We start from the raw sequence: 17,454 nt of genomic DNA, 5'->3' as shown, positions 1-17,454 counted from the left end.
ATGGCGCAAGCGTCCGCTTGTGTCCACACGCATATCAGATTAACAATGCGTGCGGACACAAGCGGACGCTTGCGCCATGGGTTTATATAGAAAGTAGAACTAGTGCCATGACTATGGCGGACTAGGAGTAATTGCTTGGAGTCTGGAGACTCCAACCATCCATAGACACGAGTCGTAAGACTCGCGCCATATAAAAGAGGTAATTACTGCTCTGGGTTAAACTGACTCATATCCAAATTAGGCGAGGAAACGACCTTTCCTTCATCCGTTATCATGATACAGCTGTATTGTGGGTACTTCTTTAGAAGCTTCAGGCCTTTCTTTTGCCCTAGAACCATGATGGACGTACTGAAGCCGTTGGCCATCTCTGCGCTGGGTCCGAAGACAGTGACGCTGGTCAAGCCGGTAGATGGGTAGCCGGTAGCGGGATTGATGATGTGAGAATAGCGCTTGCCGTCAAACTCCACAAACTTCTCATAGCTCCCAGACGTCACCACGGCGCTCTGCTTGAGGGGCACCACCGCAAATAAACTGTCTCTATCCACGGGGTTGGTAATGCCAATCATCCAGTCGGTGCCATCTGGTTGCTTGCCCCAAGTGCTCATGTCTCCGGAGCCGTTCACAATGCCCGCTGGTATGCCACGAGATAGCATCAGGTCCCGGCAACGGTCGGTGGCATAGCCTTCGCCCAGCGCCCCGAAGCCAATCTTCATGCCCTTCTTCTTCAGGAAAATGGTGGAGTTTTTCTTGTCTAACACAATGTTTTTGTAGCCTACCTTCTCCACTGATTTCTTCACCGCCTCGGGGCTGGGCATTTCTTCCATGGAGCCGTCAAACTTCCAGATTCGGTCCATGGCGGCAAAACTGATGTCAAAGCCGCCTTTGGTCAGTTTGGATAGGCACAAGGCACGCTCGGTCAAGGCAAAAACTTCTGGGTCTACTTTGACGGGCGCAATGCCGGCCATGCGGTTCACTTGAGAAATCTGCGTCTCTTCCTTCCAGTCTGATATGAGGTATTCAATGCGGGTCACCTCTCCTATCACCGCGTCAATGCTCTTTTCTGCCGTCAGAGAATCCTTCGCTACAATGGTAATGTCAAACCTACTCCCCATCAATTTCACGGTTCTTTTTCTTAAAACCTGCGCATTGACGGTGAGGCTGAGCAATACTAGGAATAGAAGGGCTACACTTTTCATTCTGCAAATTTCGGCATTTTAATAACGGCACCGCACTCAATTCTAGTCTTAAATGCCACAAGGTCTGGTATAAATTCCCCCAGTTCATTTTTAGCTTGATTATCAGAAATAAGGCCAAAAACAGCTTTACCTATTAGCAAACTAAATCAAGGAAGGCAGTTCATTCGCAAGCCAAAGCATAACAACTATCTATTTCTCAGCCTGTAAAAGCGTCATCTGTTTGTTATCTTTGGCACCTCATTATTACCAACCATTCTAACTTTTTACAATCCTTTATGAAAACACTTTTTACGCTCTTCTTCTCATTACTTTTCACGGTACAGTTATTTGCCCAAACGCGCGTGGACAGCATTGAGGTGAAGAAAGGATTTTCCACCACGTTCAGACAAAACGGGAAAAACCTGACACCAAAACAATTGCAAGAAATCACTCAATCAAACCCAGAAGCCAAGAAGGAAATGCAGCTTGCCCAGAGCAAGAACGTGGTAGCTTCTATTCTTGGAACCGCGGGCGGTGCCTTGATTGGCTGGCCGGTAGGCGCGGCTTTGGGTGGTGGTGAGCCTAACTGGACCTTGGCAGGCGTTGGCGCGGGATTGGTAGCCATAGGGATTCCTTTCTCTGCCTCTTATGTGAAGCACGCCACTAAAGCGGTTCAATTGTATAACGGCGGACAGATGCAGTCATCCGTTCCTAAGCTAGATGTGAAATTAGGCTTCACTGGAAATGGCCTCGGTCTGAACATGAAGTTCTAAGATAAACATTCACTAGACCTTCCTCATAAAGAAGAAGCCCCTTCCAACCGTATTACAAACGATTAGAAGGGGCTTCTTCAATTAAACTGAATTTGACTACTTCTTGGGTTTGCTGCTCATGTAGAAGGTCAGCTTGCCGCCGTTGGCCAGGTCTGCGTGGTTCAGGAATGGTTGGTTTAGAGTCTTGCCATTCAATTCCACTTTCTGCACAAACACGTTTTTGTCGCTTTGGTTTTTGGCTTCAATGGTGAAGGTCTTGCCATTTTCCAATTGAATAGTAGCTTCTTTCACGGAGGGGCTTCCTAACGCATATTGCGTAGAACCGGGAGCCACCGGATAAAACCCGAGGGAACTGAACAAGTACCACGCACTCATCTGGCCGCAGTCATCGTTACCTCCCAGGCCGTCTACCGTGGCTTGGTACTGCTTCTTGAGGATCATGCGCACGCGTTCCTGGGTTTTCCAAGGCTGGTCGGTCCAGTTGTATAGATAGGCCACGTGGTGCGCGGGTTCGTTGCCGTGCACGTAGTTGCCAATAATGCCTTCGCGGGTGATGTCTTCGGTGTCCGCAAAGAACTCATCGGGCAGGTGCATCGTGAAGAGCGAATCCAGGTGCGACACGAATTTCTTGTTGCCACCCATGACTTGAATCATCTCCGCGGGCGCATGCGGCACATACAAGCTGTAGTTCCAGGCATTGCCTTCAATGAAGCCCTGGTTGTGCGTGCTCAACACATCAAACTCTTTCTTGAATGTGCCGTCACTCAATTTAGGACGCATGTAGCCAATGCGGGTGTCATACACGTTCTTCCAGTTCTGGGCGCGCTTGCTGAACTCCTGGTACACGTCCTGGCGGCCAAGTTTCTGCGCCATCTTAGCAATGCACCAATCGTCATAGGCGTATTCCAGCGTCTTGGACACCGAGGAGCCGTTCTTGTCTTCGGGCACGTAACCCAGTTGCATGTAGTATTGCAGGCCGTCATAGTAGCCTTGGCGGGCGGTGGCCACGCAGGCATCCAGGGCGCGATTGGCGTCGCCGGTGTACGTGCCTTTCATAATGGCGTCTGCGATCACCGACACGCTGTGGTAGCCAATCATGCACCAGTTCTCATTGGCGTGGTGCGACCAAACCGGCAACATGTTGTGTACGCTCTGGTCATAATGCGCCAGCATGGAGCTGACCATGTCGGCGTTGCGTTTGGGCTGGACAATGTTAAACCAGGGATGCAGGGCGCGATACGTATCCCAAAGCGAGAAGGTGGTATAGTTGGTGAAGCCGTTGGCTACGTGGTTGTTCTGGTCCAAGCCGCGGTACTGGTTGTCTACGTCCATGTAGGTGGTAGGCCCCAGGAAGGTATGATACAACGCAGTGTAGAAGTTGATGTAATCATCCTTGGTGGGCAGTACGGCGCGCACCTTGCCCAGCTCCTTGTTCCAGAGCGCCTGGCTCTCGTACTTCACGCGGTCGAAATCCCAATGCGGAATCTCAGCACGCATGTTCGCCAAAGCCCCGGCCGTACTCACAGGGGACAGCGCGAATTTTATTTTCAGCTTCTCTCCTTCCTCTGTCTTGAAATCGAAATAAGCGCGCAGTTGCTTGCCCGCCATCTCCGGGAAGTTCTTGGTTTGGTCAAACTTGCGCCAGAAGCCTTTGTACACCTGTGCTTTGCTGTAGTCTTTGTTACCGTAGCTGGTGAAGGGCTTGGAGAAGGACATCGCAAAATAAACCGTGCGCGTTCTGGCCCAGCCGTTGGTCATGCGGTAACCGGTAATCAAGGTGTCATTCTCAATGCGCACAAAGGTCCAGGTGTTCTTGTCCTCATAGTTGTAGATGCCGTGCATCAAGTCCAGGATGATGTGCGCCTCGTCTGACTTCGGGAAGGTGTATTGGTGCATGCCCACGCGGTTGGTGGCCGTGAGTTCTGCCTGAATGTTGTGATCGTCTAGCTTGACGCTGTAATAGGCCGCCTCGGCGCGCTCATTGTTATGCGAAAATTTAGACCGGAAACCTGATTCAGGTTGGGTCTCGGTGCCGGGGTTCAACTGCAGTTTGCCGGTAGTAGGCATTATCAGGAAATCACCTAGGTCTGAGTGACCAGTACCGCTGAAGTGGGTGTGACTGAAGCCTACAATGGTTGGGTCATCATACTGGTAGCCGGCGCAGTATTTGTACACGTCCTTGTTATACTTGCCGCCCATCTCATACGGAATGGTGTCCGTATCCGGAGACAGTTGCACCATGCCAAACGGGGCCGTGGCTCCGGGATACGTATGTCCCATTTTAGCCGTGCCAATCATGGGGTTCACCCAGCGCACCAAGTCAAACGGTGGTTTCTGGGCAAAGGCAGAGAACTGCAAGAGCAGGAAAGTGAGGAAGAAGAGTTTTCTCATGGCGGGGAAAATATGATGCAGGAAAAGTCCCGCCTAAAGATAGAAGGATGCCGCTAAAAAAAGGATTCGTTTTTAGCCTGTTTTCTGAGAAGTAGGCCAAGAACGAATCTTTCTGTAGTTTACTCTAAGTAAGCGCATTCTCTGTGTTTGATTTCAGCTAAGGCACAATCACAATTTTACCGGTGGTATGGTGGGTTTCTATCTGGCGCATGGCATCGGCGGCTTGGTCCAGGGTGTAAGTACCGCTCACATGTAGCTTGAGTTTCCCTGCTTCGCCTAGTTGGCGCAAATGCTCCAATTGCGTGGAGTTGGGCTCCACAAAAACGTATTGAAAGTTAATGCTCTTGTCTAAATCCTGGCCTTGGTTTAAGATGGAGACTAGCTTTCCGCTGGGCTTGAGCGCTTCCAGGCTTTGGGTGAGGGTTTCGCCGCTGGCCGCGTCAAAAATCAAATCTACGCCTTCTGGGAATATCGCTTTCACCGCCTGGCCCACATGAGTGTCTTTGTAGTCCACGGTATGGTCGGCGCCCAGCTCTTTCATGAAGGCGTGGTTTTTCTGGCTGGCCACGCCTATGACGGTCGCGCCTTTGTCTTTGGCCAACTGGATGCCCAGACTACCCACGCCCCCTGAAGCACCCAGAATCAAGACCGTCTGTCCGGCCTGTAATTTACCTGCGTCAAACATGGACTGGTACGCCGTCAGGCCCACCAAAGGAATACCGGCGGCTTCTTCAAAGCTTAAGTTTTGGGGCTTATGCGCCAGGTAGCTTTCCGGAATGACAATGTACTCAGCAAAGGTGCCATGCTGCACCGTGGGCCGGCGGGCATAGGCGTATACCTCGTCCCCGGGCTTGAAGCGGCGCGCACTGAACCCGCACTCTTCCACCACGCCGGCCACGTCCCAACCCGGTATGGCCGGGAAATTCAAGGGAAGGAAAGCCATGAGCCAGCCTTCGCGCACGGCAGAATCTACGGGATTGACAGCGGCGGCTTTGATGCGCACCAGCACCTCGCCCTCTTTTACTTCTGGTAAATCCAGTTCCCCAATTTTGAGCACAGAGGCGTCTCCGTAGTTTTCATAATAGGCTGCTTTGTTTTTCTTGCTCATCTTATTATTAAATGATTGAGTGAATAAGGTTTAGACGGAGCCCTTGCTTCAAAACCCCCTTTTCGTTTTACCCCTTTTCGTGGCCAGGGTTTTGCTGGTCAGCCCACTTGGCGGTGTAGAAGAGGATACCGTTTTTGCTCTGTTTTCTGGAAATTAGGCCAAAAACGACGGCGCTTTCTGCGTCAAACTGCCGGCAGGAGTCAATTGTGTTTACTACCTTTACCCCGAAACAGAATCCCTTCTTCCAGAAGAATTTGTCTCTGGGCGGCAGGGCTAACCAAAAGAAACAGTATGAGCAGTCAGATAGAATCTTTAGAACCAAAAGCCCTGTGGCAACATTTTTCGGCGCTGAACGCGGTGCCTAGACCCTCCAAGAAAGAAGAGCGCGTGATCCAGTTCATGCAGGAGTTTGGCAAGAAATTAGGCCTGGAAACCATCACCGACGAAGTGGGCAACGTCATCATCAAGAAGCCCGCCACCGCTGGCCTGGAAGACCGCCCTACCCTGGTGTTGCAAAGCCACCTAGACATGGTACACCAAAAAAACGCCGACACTGAGTTCGATTTCAACACCCAAGGCATACAGATGGAAATTGACGGCGACTGGGTAAAAGCCAAAGGCACCACCCTGGGCGCCGACAACGGCATTGGCGTGGCCACCATCATGGCTTTGCTATCCTCTACAGACATTGCGCATCCAGCTTTAGAGGCCTTGTTCACCATTGACGAGGAAACCGGCATGACCGGCGCCATGGGTTTGAAAGGCGGTTTGTTGGACGGCTCCATCTTGCTCAACCTAGACACTGAAAACGATCAAGAGTTGACCATTGGCTGTGCGGGCGGCATTGACGTGACGGCCACGGGTATATACAACTCTGAAAGCATTCCGTTTGACTTCACGGGGTTTAAGCTGAGCATCACGGGTTTGACTGGCGGGCACTCGGGGATGGACATTCACCTGGGACGCGGCAACGCCAACAAACTCATGAATCGCCTTTTGTACCAAGCTGCTGACAAGTTCAACGTGCGCGTGTACAGCATTGACGGCGGAAGCTTGCGCAACGCCATCCCAAGAGAATCCTTCGCAGAAGTGGCTGTGCCCGAAGAAAAGGCCGAAGCCTTTGAGCAGTTCCTGACCAAGCAGGCAGAGATCCTAAAGGCTGAATACGCCCTCACTGACGCCAACCTAGACATTAAGGCCGAGCACATTGACTTGCCTTCTTTGGCTATTTCGCAGGAGTTCCAGAGCCTGTTGTTGCGTGTATTGTACGCCTGCCCGAACGGGATTTACCGCATGAGCCCCGCCATTGAAGGCTTGGTGCAAACGTCCAACAACCTGGCGCGCGTGCTGGTAAAAGACGGCGAGTATTCTTTGCAGTGCTTGACCCGTAGCTCAGTGGACAGTGAGAAGCTGGACCTTGCAGATGCCATCAAGTCAACTTTTGAACTGGCCGGTGCTAATGTGACCTTTAAAGGCGCCTACCCGGGTTGGACGCCAAGACCAGACGCCACCATTGTAAAATTGATGAGCAGCCTGTACCAGGACCTGTTTAAAAGCGCGCCGCACGTGAATGCCTGCCACGCAGGTCTGGAGTGCGGCATCTTGGGCACCAACTACCCAGACATGGAGATGATTTCCTTCGGGCCCAATATTACCGGCGCCCATTCCCCAGATGAGAAAGTGCAGATTAGCTCCGTGCAGAAATTCTGGGGCTTCTTGCTAGAGACCTTGCAAAAGCTACCAAAGAAAACAGCATAACACATTCATCAATCATGCGAAGCGCCTTGCTCAACTACCAAGTTGAGCAAGGCGCTTCCATTTTTAGCCCCTTTTCTAGAAAACAGCCTAAAAACGAACTCTGCAAACCAAACCACAATCCAGTACCTTTGCTACATAGTAAACCAAACTTCATCAAACCTCCCTCCTTCCATGGCCAAACGCAAAGCCTCTGCCCCAGAACACTTCCCTACGGTAACGGGTTTGCGCACCAGTGGCGGTACGCCTCAGCAACAGGCATTCAACCAGTACGTAGCCAGAATCAACTTTTTAAAAGAGCAGTTGGCGCAACAGCGGGCGGCTTTGTCGCAGGCCAAAGTGCGGGTGCAGAAAGAAGTACAGCCGCTCATCACGCAGTTAGTGGAGAAACGCCGGGCCTTTGTGCACTTGCTGGACCGCGCCTATCATTTGGAATTCTTCCAGAAGCAGGAGAAAGAGAAAATAGCCTTCCTGATTCAGAAACTGGCCTATGACCTGATAGATACCTATGGTGCCGATGACCTGAAAGACCTGTATGCGCAGTATGTGCCCCACGAGGCCGAGAAGGAAAAGGACGAAGAGATAGATCCTGAGGCCCCAGAAGAAGCACCCGAAGACCAGGAAGACTATGAGGCCTGGGAGGCCCAGCAACAACAGCACCGCGAAGCCCAGCAGAAGGCGCGCCAGAAAGCCAAGAAGCAGAAAGAAAAAGCCTCTGAGCTAAAGATGGAACTGAGTTCGCTTACCAAGGCCAGTCGCAAAATCTACACCACCCTGGTCAAACTCCTCCACCCCGACCGGGAACTGGACCCCGACATTAGGCTCTGGAAAGAAGAGGCCATGAAGCGCGTCACCATTGCCTACAACCAAGACGACTTCTTTGAACTGCTCAGGCTGCAGATGGAATTCCTGCATTTAGAGGAAGAACATCTGGACCAAGTGCCCGAAGACCAGCTCACCTATTACCTGAAACTGCTCACAGACCAGATTCAGGAACTGGAGCGGGAACTGCAGCACTTCCAGACGGGACCGCAGGCCAATTTCTTCCAGCGGTTTGCCGGCACAGAGCGGCAGATGGACTTGAAATTCAGGAAGGTGAAGAAAGAATTGAAAGATGAACTGAGCCAGTTGGACCTGGAACTGCGAGTGTTACAAGAACCCATGCAGTTGCGGGAATTCTTGAAACAAATGCGTAACTTCCAGTAAGATAACCCTTTTCAATTTTGGGCCATCTACCGTTCAATACCTGTCCCTTTAAACCGGGGTTTGGGCAAGGCTATGCAGCTTACAAATACAGTAAAAACTAAGGCGTAGTTCTTGGTCTGTAGCCCAACATATAGTGCCGCGCTTGCGTATATTACTACATATCTATATGTAACCTTATAAATAGAAGCGCCATGCACGAACATGAATATAGAGCCCGCGGTAACTGGAACGAAATCAAGGGCAAAATGAAGCAAGCGTACGGGGACTTGTCTGATGACGATCTAACTTATGACGAAGGTCAGGAAGACGAATGGATCGGGAAACTACAGCAGAAGATAGGCAAAGGAAAACACGAAGTGAAATCTTGGATTGACTCTCTGTAAGACAATTCCTCTGGCAAATCCCAATGCTTGGCCTGTCCGGTAGAGCGGGGATTTCTCCTGGGTCTGTTGCGCTCTCATACTGAGCCAACTTTCTAGACTTGGGATTGCGGCCGGCAAAAGCGTCATACCTTTTGCAATTGTTTATTCAAAAAAAGGAAAGGCTCTCTTTACCAAGAGAGCCTTTCCTTTTTTTATGGGTTTGGGTTATATACCCTTATTTTACTTGGTTGGTGGCCATCAAAGACTTCATACCCAGATAGGCTTTCTGCTGGCTGGGCGTCAATACCTCTACAACAGACGCCGAGAAGGAAGTCTCAATCAAAATCAAATGTTTTGCCAAGGCCTCTCCCGTCATGGTAGTTTCTGCTTCCTTAATAGCCTCTAGCTTCTTGGTCTCAAAGCCTTTGATCTTTAAGTACTGCATCTCATTCAACTGCAACGTATTTGCCAACTCGCGTGCCAACGCGCCGGCAGAATTAACTGAGGCAGACGTGCCCGCCAAAGAAGAGGAAGCAACAGACAAGGTAACAACTAAGGCAAGGACTAGGCTTTTCATGGAGCAGTGTAATTGTTTATAGTAACTGCTGTAAAGATGGTGCTATATAGTATTTGCCTGTTATTTATTAGGTGAATGCCCCCATTTTTCAGGCGAACCCCGCTAAATCTACGTTCAATCATATGCCTTTCTCCGCTCAATACAAGAAAACAGGCGGTTACGCTGCTAGCCTACCAATCCTCGCTTACTTGTACTCTAACTAAGCTCTGTTTATCTACTATTGATTAAACGTTGTCTGCAATTGTTGGAAGGAAGCTAAAGGATAGTCAACACGTTTTGGGGCGGACGGCCAATCACCGCTTTATCACCGTTGACGACTATGGGGCGCTCAATCAAAACAGGATTTTCTACCAGCACTTGAATCCACTCATCCTGCGTGAGGTGCTTCCCGGCGTATTGCTCTTTGTATAGCGCTTCTCCTTTTCTAATGATGTCTTCGGGAGCCATTTGCAACTTGGCTAGTACGTTTTTCAGTTCTTGGACTGTGGGCGGGTTAGTAAGGTAGGACACTACTTCAACTTCCTGGCCTGCATTTTCAAGTAGGTCCAGCGTCTCACGGCTTTTACTGCATCTGTTGTTGTGGTAGATGGTAACCATATGGGTGTAGGTTTGATGGTGGAGTTCAAAGATAAGGAATGCGCCCAGATTCTCGTTTTCGGCCTGATTCCTGGAAAACAGACCAAAAACGAGAGGACCTATCTTTACAAGAATCTGGCTATTTTTTGGGCTCTGGGAAGCGGCCGGTGCTTTGGCGCTCTACCATCCAGTTGGGGTAGCCAGGGTCGTGCTGGCTGGCCTGGTTGATTTGGGCAAGTTCATCTACCGTCAGTTCCAGGGTGGTGGAGTGAATGTTGGAGGTAAGCTGCTCGGCTTTTTTAGCCCCAATGATGGTGCTGGTCACGCCGCGCTGCTGGCGCACCCAGGCCAGAGTAACCTCGGCGGCAGATACACTGTAGCTCTCCCCTATCTTCTGCAGCACATCAATAATGTCATAGGCCTTTTCTTTGTCAATGACAGGAAAGTCAAAGGTATCTCTTCGGCTTCCACCGCCGGTGTTGGTTTGGTCTCTGGTGAACTTACCGGACAGGAAACCACCAGCCAACGGACTCCAAGGCATGAACGCCAGATTCTGGTCCAGGGCCAGCGGCAGCAGGTCTCGTTCTGAGTCGCGGTTGGCGGGCGTATAAAAGTACTGCATGGCTTTGAAGCCGTGCCAGCCCCGCTGCTGGGCAATACCCACGGCTTTCATGACCATCCAGGCGGGCCAGTTGCAGACGCCCACGTAGCGCACCTTGCCCGTCATGACCACGTCATGCAGGGTGTGTACAATCTGCTCTACAGAGGTGGCAGGGTCAACGCCGTGCACGTACAGCAAGTCTATGTGGTCTAGTTGCAGGCGCTTGAGGCTGTCTTCTACGCTCTGGAAAATGTGGTACCTAGACAAGCCCTGCTGGTTCACGCCTTCGCCCATCTTGCCGCGTACTTTGGTGGCAATGAACAGTTCATCCCGCTTAAGGCCCAGTTGCTTGAGCCCGGCGCCCAACAACGTTTCGCTCTGCCCGAAGGAGTACACATTGGCGGTGTCTATAAAATTGATGCCCGCGTCTATGGAAGTAGTGAGCAGTCGGTTGACTTCCTGTTGCTGTAATTGGCCAATCTGGGCCCAGATGCCGGCGTTTTCTCCACCGCCGAAGGTCATGGCGCCCAGGCACAGCTCTGAGACCAGCACACCCGTATCACTGAAAAGGTTGTAGTTCATAGGAAAGGCTCTTGATACATAGTTGGTTTATTGAACGAGAGTTGCCGCCCTAAGGATAACCCAACCGCCTCCTTATACTCAAGGCCAAATGACCTACAAAACCACTGATATAAACTTGCATTTTTGGCCTGATTCCTAGAAAACAGACCAAAAACGAAATAGCATAGACTACTTTCCCAATGAGAGCATACTTCCTTTACTCTTTTCACTAGCCTCCAACTTTGCTTACAGGTGTATAAATTTGAAATTGCCACGTACCTTAGTAACTACAGCCTTGATGACTACTGCGCTATGAAAACCTTTTTGATCAAAAATACCTGGGTGATGGGTGCTTGCCTGCTCTCGTTACTAGCCACTTCGGCCCAGGCCCAAACTACGCCTACCTTTACGCGGCAAGACACTTTGCGCGGCTCCATTACGCCAGAGCGCGCCTGGTGGGACTTGACGCACTATGACCTGTCCCTAAAAGTAAACCCGAAGGACAGTACGCTGCAGGGCATGAACAAGGTCAGCTACAAAGTCTTGCAACCGCACCAGACGCTACAGATTGACCTACAGGCCCCCATGCGCATTGAGCGCGTGACGCAGAACGGGCAGAACCTGGTGGTACGGCAAGACAGCAACGCCTGGTATATTCAACTGCAACAGCCACAGACGGCAGGGGCTATGCATTCCATTGACGTGTACTTCAGTGGCAAGCCGCAGGTGAGCGTGAACCCACCCTGGAGCGGCGGCGTCACCTGGAAACAGGACGCACTAGGAAATCCGTTCATCGCCACCTCGGTGCAAGGGGACGGCGCCAGCCTCTTCTGGCCCAACAAGGACCACATGTACGACGAGCCCGACAGCATGATGATACGCGTGAACGTACCCCTGCCGCTGGTAGACGTTTCTAACGGAAGGTTACGAAAGGTGGAGGAGCACGCAGACAGCACCAGAACGTTTCATTGGGCGGTTACTAATCCCATCAACAACTACGGTGTCAACTTCAACGTGGGCAACTATGTGTCGTTCTCAGAAGTCTACCAAGGCGAGAAAGGACCGCTGGATTGTATCTACTATGTCTTACCTGAAAACCTGGAGAAAGCCAAAGCCCAGTTCAAGGACGTGCCGCGTATGCTAAAGGCCTTTGAGCACTGGTTTGGGCCTTATCCTTTCTATGAAGACAGCTATAAGTTGGTAGAGGTACCATACCTGGGCATGGAGCACCAAAGCTCGGTGACGTATGGCAACAAATTCCAGAACGGTTATTTGGGCCGAGACTTGAGCGGCACCGGCTGGGGCCTTAAGTTTGACTTCATCATCATCCATGAGAGCGGGCATGAATGGTTTGCTAACAACATCACCTACAAAGACGTTGCGGACATGTGGGTACATGAGGCGTTCACGGCCTACTCAGAGAACCTGTTTGTGGACTATTATTACGGCAAAGAAGCCAGCAGCGCGTATGTGATTGGCACGCGCAAAGGCATTCAAAACAACCGCCCCATTGTAGGGAAGTATGACGTCAACTACGCCGGCTCTGGGGACATGTACTCTAAAGGTGCCAACATGCTGCACATGGTGCGGCAGCTGGTGGGCAATGACATGAAATGGCGCCTGATCCTGCGCGGCCTCAACCAAGACTTCTACCACCAGGTAGTGACCGGCGCGCAAGTTGAGCAGTACATTTCTCAGAAGAGCGGGCAGAACCTCACTGGCTTTTTTGACCAATACCTGCGTGACACCCGCATTCCGGTGCTGGAGTACAAACTCAATGGCAACACCTTAGAATACCGTTGGACCAATTGCCTGGACACCTTCAACATGCCGGTTAAGGTGGTAGTGAGTGGCAAAACCAAATGGATCAAGCCCGTAGCCACTACTTGGAAGAAAACCACGGTCTCCCATAAAGCCGCTGAAATAACGGTAGACCCCAATTTTTATGTAACCAGTAAGCGGGTAGAATAGGCGGTTAAAGGGCCAGATAAAACGAAGAAGGCTTGCTAGAGAAAATCCAGCAAGCCTTCTTCGTTTTTAGCCTAGTTTCCAGAAAACAAGCCAAAAACAGTTCTTAAACAGCGGCTTCTATTAAGGGCTCTACTGGAACGCTCACATCTGCTTCTGGTACTAAAGGCACTTCTACAAAGAAACTAGCGCCAGACGTAGGATGGCTTTCAAACCAGATGCGGCCGTTTTGGGCTTCCACAAACTCGCGGCAGAGCACCAGTCCCAGGCCAACGCCTTTTTCTTGCTTGGTACCGTAGGTGGTGCCGCTGTTCAGCAAGAAAATATCTGGTGACAAGAGGGCTGGTTTCCCATTGCCGCTGTCCTTGACCTGTAACAGTAAGAAATCACCGTCTTTGACGGCGCTAACGGCAATGACCCCTCCAGAATTTGTGAACTTAATCGCGTTGTTTACCAGGTTTCTCACCACCAATTGCAGAAATTCTACTTCGCCCACAATATGTAAGTCTTTATCCAGGCGGTACTCCAGCTTTATGTCCTTGCGGCGGGCAATGTCTTTAAACAGCTCCAACGTAGAGGATAATGACTGGTCCACGTTGATAGATAGCATCGTTTTCTTACCGCCTTCCATGTGGCTTTTAGACCAAGCCAGCACGTTGGTGAGCATATCTAAGGTGGTTTGGGTGTTTTGCAGCAACTGGGTTTTAATCTGCATCTGCTGTTCTGCCGGCATTTCTGCTTTGGTCAGGAACTGCAGGTAGCCCTGAATGTTGGCCAAGGGGGCGTGCAAGTCATGCGAGATAATGGACAGCAGCTTGGTCTTCTCTTGGTTTAGCTTTTGCAAGGCCTTGTTCGCCTCTTCGGTAGCCAGACGGGCATTGTTGTAATGGTTGAGCAAGAAAACGGTGCACACCCGTATGAGCAGGATCACGATCAGGTAGGTGGTGACCATGTCAATGAAACGGGTCTCACGGGAGAGGTACTTGCCCAAGATGACTTCGGGGTACAGGTACTCTGTCAGTGCCAGCAAGATGATAAGCCCTACGTTGACAGACGTCCAGATCCAGTAACGGCTGTTGGTAGCCACCACCAGAATAGGGAAGAAAAACAAGGACAGTAAAACCAGCGTGGGCCCGGTAATACCGTCGTTAAAGAAGTAATTGATGCCCAGTCCTGCGTGAATGGAGATAGACAGGATCAAAAAACTGCGCTGGTACTTGCCTTTAAACCTAGAAAGGTAGAACGCATACGTCACCAGAGCCAACAGGAACAAGGTCACAAAGAAGGGACCGTACAACCTTGAAAGGATGTTAAACGGAATGTTGTACCCAATTCCTAGAATGGTAATAAGCGAAAAGGTGTTGTAAACCCGCTGCTCCATAGAAAACTCATCGCTTGAGCCCACTAAGTGCATCCATTTACGTTGTATCCAGGCCTGCGCCCCACTCCCTCTTCCTATCATTCTTGTCTGGCTCAAAACCGGAACAAAGGTACAACCTATAATTTTATTTTTATTGCACTATTAAAAGAATGTAGCTACATTCAATGGAGTGAGTAATAAATCTTTTTCTCACTTATTAGCGCTCTCCTTCAGTTATTTCTTATACTATTTTTTTGATTTCATCTCTTACAAAAATCGCTTTGAGCCTATACAGTTTTTAACTTTATCAATATTGAACACAAAATTATAAGCAGAATACCAAACAGGCATTTTTTAGGAAGCTGTAGCAAAAAAGGCGCCTCTAGGGTTGCAGTATGTTGCAATACTAGAGGCGCCTTTTTAACAATCATTGATTATAAATCTTGTGAAACTAGCTTCACTAGGTTAGTCCAAGCCTCCTTTACGGGTAGGTTTAGACTGAACTGGCCAAGTACCTGGCTGACCCGATCTTGGGTTTACCGGCAAGACAATCTTTTCTCTTGATGTCTTGGTTGGGTCTTCGCTGGCCATGTATGCTAAGATGGCCGTTAGAATAGCGTTGCTGCGCACATCATCAAACACAATCTTGTCATAGGTGTCACGGTTGGTGTGCCAGGTGTAGGTACCATACGACCAGTTCAAAGAACTCAATGAAAACGCCGGAGCGCCCGCTGCTACAAAAGAGGCATGATCAGACCCGCCGCCACCTGGCGTACCCGGGAAGTTGGTTTCTATGGGCTGACGGATAGACGCCGGCACAGCCGTTAGCCAACGGCCTATGTAATCATAGGAATGCAAGAATCCCTGCCCCGAGATGTTCACCACGCGGCCCGTTCCATTATCCTGGTTGAAGACTGCCTGGATGTTCTTAACAATCTCTGGATGATCCTCTACAAACGCGCGGGAACCGTTCAAGCCCTGCTCCTCGCTTCCCCAGTGGCCCACCAAAATGGTGCGCTTAGGGTTGGGGTAGATTTTCTTTAAAATGCGCATGGCCTCCATCATGACAATAGTGCCAGTACCGTTGTCTGTGGCACCAGAACCGCCGTCCCAAGAGTCAAAGTGCGCCGAAAGAATCACGTATTCATTGGGCTTCTCTGAGCCTTTGATTTCTGCAATGGTATTGAACGCCGGCACCACGCCCAACTCTTTGGAATTGGTTTTGATGTTGATCTTGGGTTTGTCACCTGCTTCTACCATGCGGTACAGCATGCCATAGTCTTCTAGGGCCAGGTCTACCGTCGGGATTTTCTTGGTGAAGGCATTGAAGATCTTGTTCACGCCAAAACCCGCCGACCAGTTAGACATGACAATGCCTGCAGCCCCCGCTTTTTCTAAAACCACTGGTAAGGTGCGGCTGGTATACCCCGTTTTGGTGAGCTTGTTACGCCAAGCCTCGGTTTGGGCAGTGCGTTGCGCTTTCATTTTCTCAAAAGATTCTTTCAAGGCGAACTCCTGCCAGTTGTAGTCTGGACGACCCGTAGGCTGGTACATAGAGATCATGACCAATTTGCCTTTCACAGACGGAAGCCATTTTAAGAAGGCCAAGGAATCTGTGATTTCGGCTGGCAGGGTAATCAACTCGGCGGTGACGCCTTTGCCTTTGGTGGCAGGGCTCCAGGCCAGCTGCGTTCCTTCTAAGCTTTTAATTCTAGGAGCCACCATTTCTATTTGGGAGGTGCCTCTTTCCCAGCCGCGCCAATCGCCCCACCTTTCATTGCGGGCCATGATTCCCCAGCCCTGGTACTTGGCCACGGCCCAGTCATTGGCTTGTTTCATCTGCGGGGAGCCCACCAAGCGCGGGCCAATTCCATCCAGTAACTCATAGGCCAAACGCTCTAGTTGGGAGTTCTCCGTGGCTTCTTTGACAATGGCTTCCACCACCGGGTTTTTAGGGAGCTGCGTTTGGGTGTTGTTTTGGTTCTGGGCCTGGCCCACTTGGGCAGACAGCAGAAGAGCCACCAGGAACGCCTTAGGCAAGTGGCGGGTAGACACAGTTTTCATAGTTTTCATACTTGCTAATTTAGGAAAGGAATGCGGTCAGGCAACAGATAATTCTTGTTTACAGGCGTTTGCCTGCTTTCCTTTTTGAAAGTAGCCTCACTTACCCTCCTGCCCGAAACTTATTTGCCTTACTTTTACTTTTAATGGGTACCCCCAATACCAAAGACGCACATGCTAGAATATTCCATCTTCAGAAAGCTACCGCCCTGGATGCAGGCGCAGGAACTGGCCCAAAAAGGGGCCTTTCTGGCGATTAGATACCATAAGGACTGGACCATCAAACTCTACTACATTGACAACCGGTTTGTAGAAGTGTGGGGCCGCGGTGATTTGCAAGTGGTAGGCACTTTTCTGGAACCTGCCAACGCGCTCCATGTGGTGGAACCGTATTTAGGCAACCTAGACGTGCAGGACTTCCTTAACTAATAAGCTCATCTGCTGATTATGGCCTCATTCCTATAAAACAGGCCAAAAACGGTTCACGTCTCCACCCTTTCAAGTGAATTCCCGTTAAACCCATTTTCTAAATTTAATCCCTAACTCCTTAGAACATGGACCAACGCGAAGTAACCGATAAAGACAATCTTACCTGGACGTGTGTACAGGCTTACGCCAGCTTAGAAGGCGCCGCCGCCGAAAAAGCCACCGAGCTGAGTGAAACAGACGCCGGCAACGTCACCGTCATTTGCACTCCCAGCGGTCAGGCTCAAACCGTACGCCTAGAAGTAGCCAAAGACTGGCTGGAGAGTTTGTCAGATGAGGAGCTGGTGCAGCAGATTGAAAAGGCTAGGTAGAAATAACTTTTCCGTATAACTATAGCATTCTTAAACAGAAAGCCCCTTTCATCTTAAGGGGCTTTCTGTTTTTAACCTATTTACCAGAATCTAGGGCAAAAACGAATACTACAATGCAAAGTAATTTCTGAGCGGCACGCGGGGTTTGGAGGTATTTTTCTAGATTTAAGGGAAGGCTTGTAG

General features: G+C 50.4%; 15 protein-coding genes. 7 read left to right on the top strand and 8 right to left on the bottom strand.

Translation table 11 applies throughout. The features are described 5' to 3' along the window. Positions 1-203: 203 nt before the first annotated feature. Complete coding sequence (locus TH61_RS12305; protein WP_066509722.1) at positions 204-1,196, bottom strand: FAD:protein FMN transferase; 993 nt, start codon at positions 1,194-1,196, stop codon at positions 204-206. A 275-nt stretch (positions 1,197-1,471) separates the two neighbouring features. Between TH61_RS12305 and TH61_RS12300 the strand changes: the two genes are divergently transcribed. Beyond that, the gene (locus TH61_RS12300; protein ID WP_066509720.1) at positions 1,472-1,948 is read left to right on the top strand and encodes a hypothetical protein; all 477 of its coding nucleotides are present in this window, start codon (positions 1,472-1,474) and stop codon (positions 1,946-1,948) included. A gap of 96 nt (positions 1,949-2,044) precedes the next feature. On the opposite strand, the gene TH61_RS12295 is transcribed toward TH61_RS12300, so the two are convergent. Both TH61_RS12295 and TH61_RS12290 read right to left on the bottom strand, forming a co-directional pair. Further along, positions 2,045-4,339, bottom strand: a complete 2,295-nt coding sequence (locus tag TH61_RS12295; protein WP_066509719.1) for a GH92 family glycosyl hydrolase — start codon at positions 4,337-4,339, stop codon at positions 2,045-2,047. Between the two features lie 157 nt (positions 4,340-4,496). After that, positions 4,497-5,447, bottom strand: a complete 951-nt coding sequence (locus TH61_RS12290; RefSeq protein WP_066509716.1) for an NADP-dependent oxidoreductase — start codon at positions 5,445-5,447, stop codon at positions 4,497-4,499. A 291-nt stretch (positions 5,448-5,738) separates the two neighbouring features. Here TH61_RS12290 and TH61_RS12285 point away from each other — a divergent pair, with 291 nt between their 5' ends. The 3 genes from TH61_RS12285 (at position 5,739) to TH61_RS12275 (ending at position 8,791) form a co-directional block, all read left to right on the top strand. Next, positions 5,739-7,205: an aminoacyl-histidine dipeptidase gene (locus TH61_RS12285; RefSeq protein ID WP_066509714.1), complete on the top strand. Its 1,467-nt coding sequence runs from the start codon at positions 5,739-5,741 to the stop codon at positions 7,203-7,205. 171 nt (positions 7,206-7,376) lie between these two features. Next, on the top strand, positions 7,377-8,408 hold the full coding sequence (locus TH61_RS12280) for a hypothetical protein (RefSeq protein WP_066509712.1): 1,032 nt from the start codon (positions 7,377-7,379) through the stop codon (positions 8,406-8,408). Positions 8,409-8,599: 191 nt separating this feature from the next. Next, positions 8,600-8,791: a CsbD family protein gene (locus TH61_RS12275; RefSeq protein ID WP_066509709.1), complete on the top strand. Its 192-nt coding sequence runs from the start codon at positions 8,600-8,602 to the stop codon at positions 8,789-8,791. 214 nt (positions 8,792-9,005) lie between these two features. Here the strand turns inward: TH61_RS12275 and TH61_RS12270 are convergent, their stop codons facing one another. The 3 genes from TH61_RS12270 to TH61_RS12260 form a co-directional block, all read right to left on the bottom strand. After that, positions 9,006-9,347: a hypothetical protein gene (locus TH61_RS12270; RefSeq protein ID WP_066509707.1), complete on the bottom strand. Its 342-nt coding sequence runs from the start codon at positions 9,345-9,347 to the stop codon at positions 9,006-9,008. Positions 9,348-9,602: 255 nt separating this feature from the next. After that, on the bottom strand, positions 9,603-9,944 hold the full coding sequence (gene arsC / locus TH61_RS12265; RefSeq protein WP_066509706.1) for an arsenate reductase (glutaredoxin): 342 nt from the start codon (positions 9,942-9,944) through the stop codon (positions 9,603-9,605). A gap of 118 nt (positions 9,945-10,062) precedes the next feature. Continuing rightward, on the bottom strand, positions 10,063-11,106 hold the full coding sequence (locus tag TH61_RS12260) for an aldo/keto reductase (protein WP_066509703.1): 1,044 nt from the start codon (positions 11,104-11,106) through the stop codon (positions 10,063-10,065). Positions 11,107-11,397: 291 nt separating this feature from the next. Here TH61_RS12260 and TH61_RS12255 point away from each other — a divergent pair, with 291 nt between their 5' ends. Then, entirely contained in the window at positions 11,398-13,056 is a 1,659-nt protein-coding gene (locus TH61_RS12255) for a M1 family metallopeptidase (protein ID WP_066509701.1), read from the top strand. Between the two features lie 103 nt (positions 13,057-13,159). Here TH61_RS12255 and TH61_RS12250 read toward each other — a convergent pair whose 3' ends face one another. Continuing rightward, the gene (locus TH61_RS12250; RefSeq protein ID WP_082780372.1) at positions 13,160-14,515 is read right to left on the bottom strand and encodes a sensor histidine kinase KdpD; all 1,356 of its coding nucleotides are present in this window, start codon (positions 14,513-14,515) and stop codon (positions 13,160-13,162) included. A gap of 363 nt (positions 14,516-14,878) precedes the next feature. Then, on the bottom strand, positions 14,879-16,486 hold the full coding sequence (locus tag TH61_RS12245) for a M20/M25/M40 family metallo-hydrolase (protein WP_231862215.1): 1,608 nt from the start codon (positions 16,484-16,486) through the stop codon (positions 14,879-14,881). A gap of 162 nt (positions 16,487-16,648) precedes the next feature. Between TH61_RS12245 and TH61_RS12240 the strand changes: the two genes are divergently transcribed. Both TH61_RS12240 and TH61_RS12235 read left to right on the top strand, forming a co-directional pair. Then, on the top strand, positions 16,649-16,903 hold the full coding sequence (locus tag TH61_RS12240) for a hypothetical protein (protein ID WP_066509691.1): 255 nt from the start codon (positions 16,649-16,651) through the stop codon (positions 16,901-16,903). A gap of 125 nt (positions 16,904-17,028) precedes the next feature. Further along, a complete protein-coding gene (locus tag TH61_RS12235) occupies positions 17,029-17,271 on the top strand; it encodes a hypothetical protein (RefSeq protein ID WP_066509689.1) in 243 nt (80 codons plus the stop codon). Positions 17,272-17,454 lie beyond the last annotated feature (183 nt).

The organism is Rufibacter sp. DG15C (genome assembly GCF_001577755.1).
GTDB lineage: Bacteria > Bacteroidota > Bacteroidia > Cytophagales > Hymenobacteraceae > Nibribacter.
Note: the sequence above shows the minus strand (reverse complement) of the source record. Positions and strands in the feature narration are given on the sequence as shown.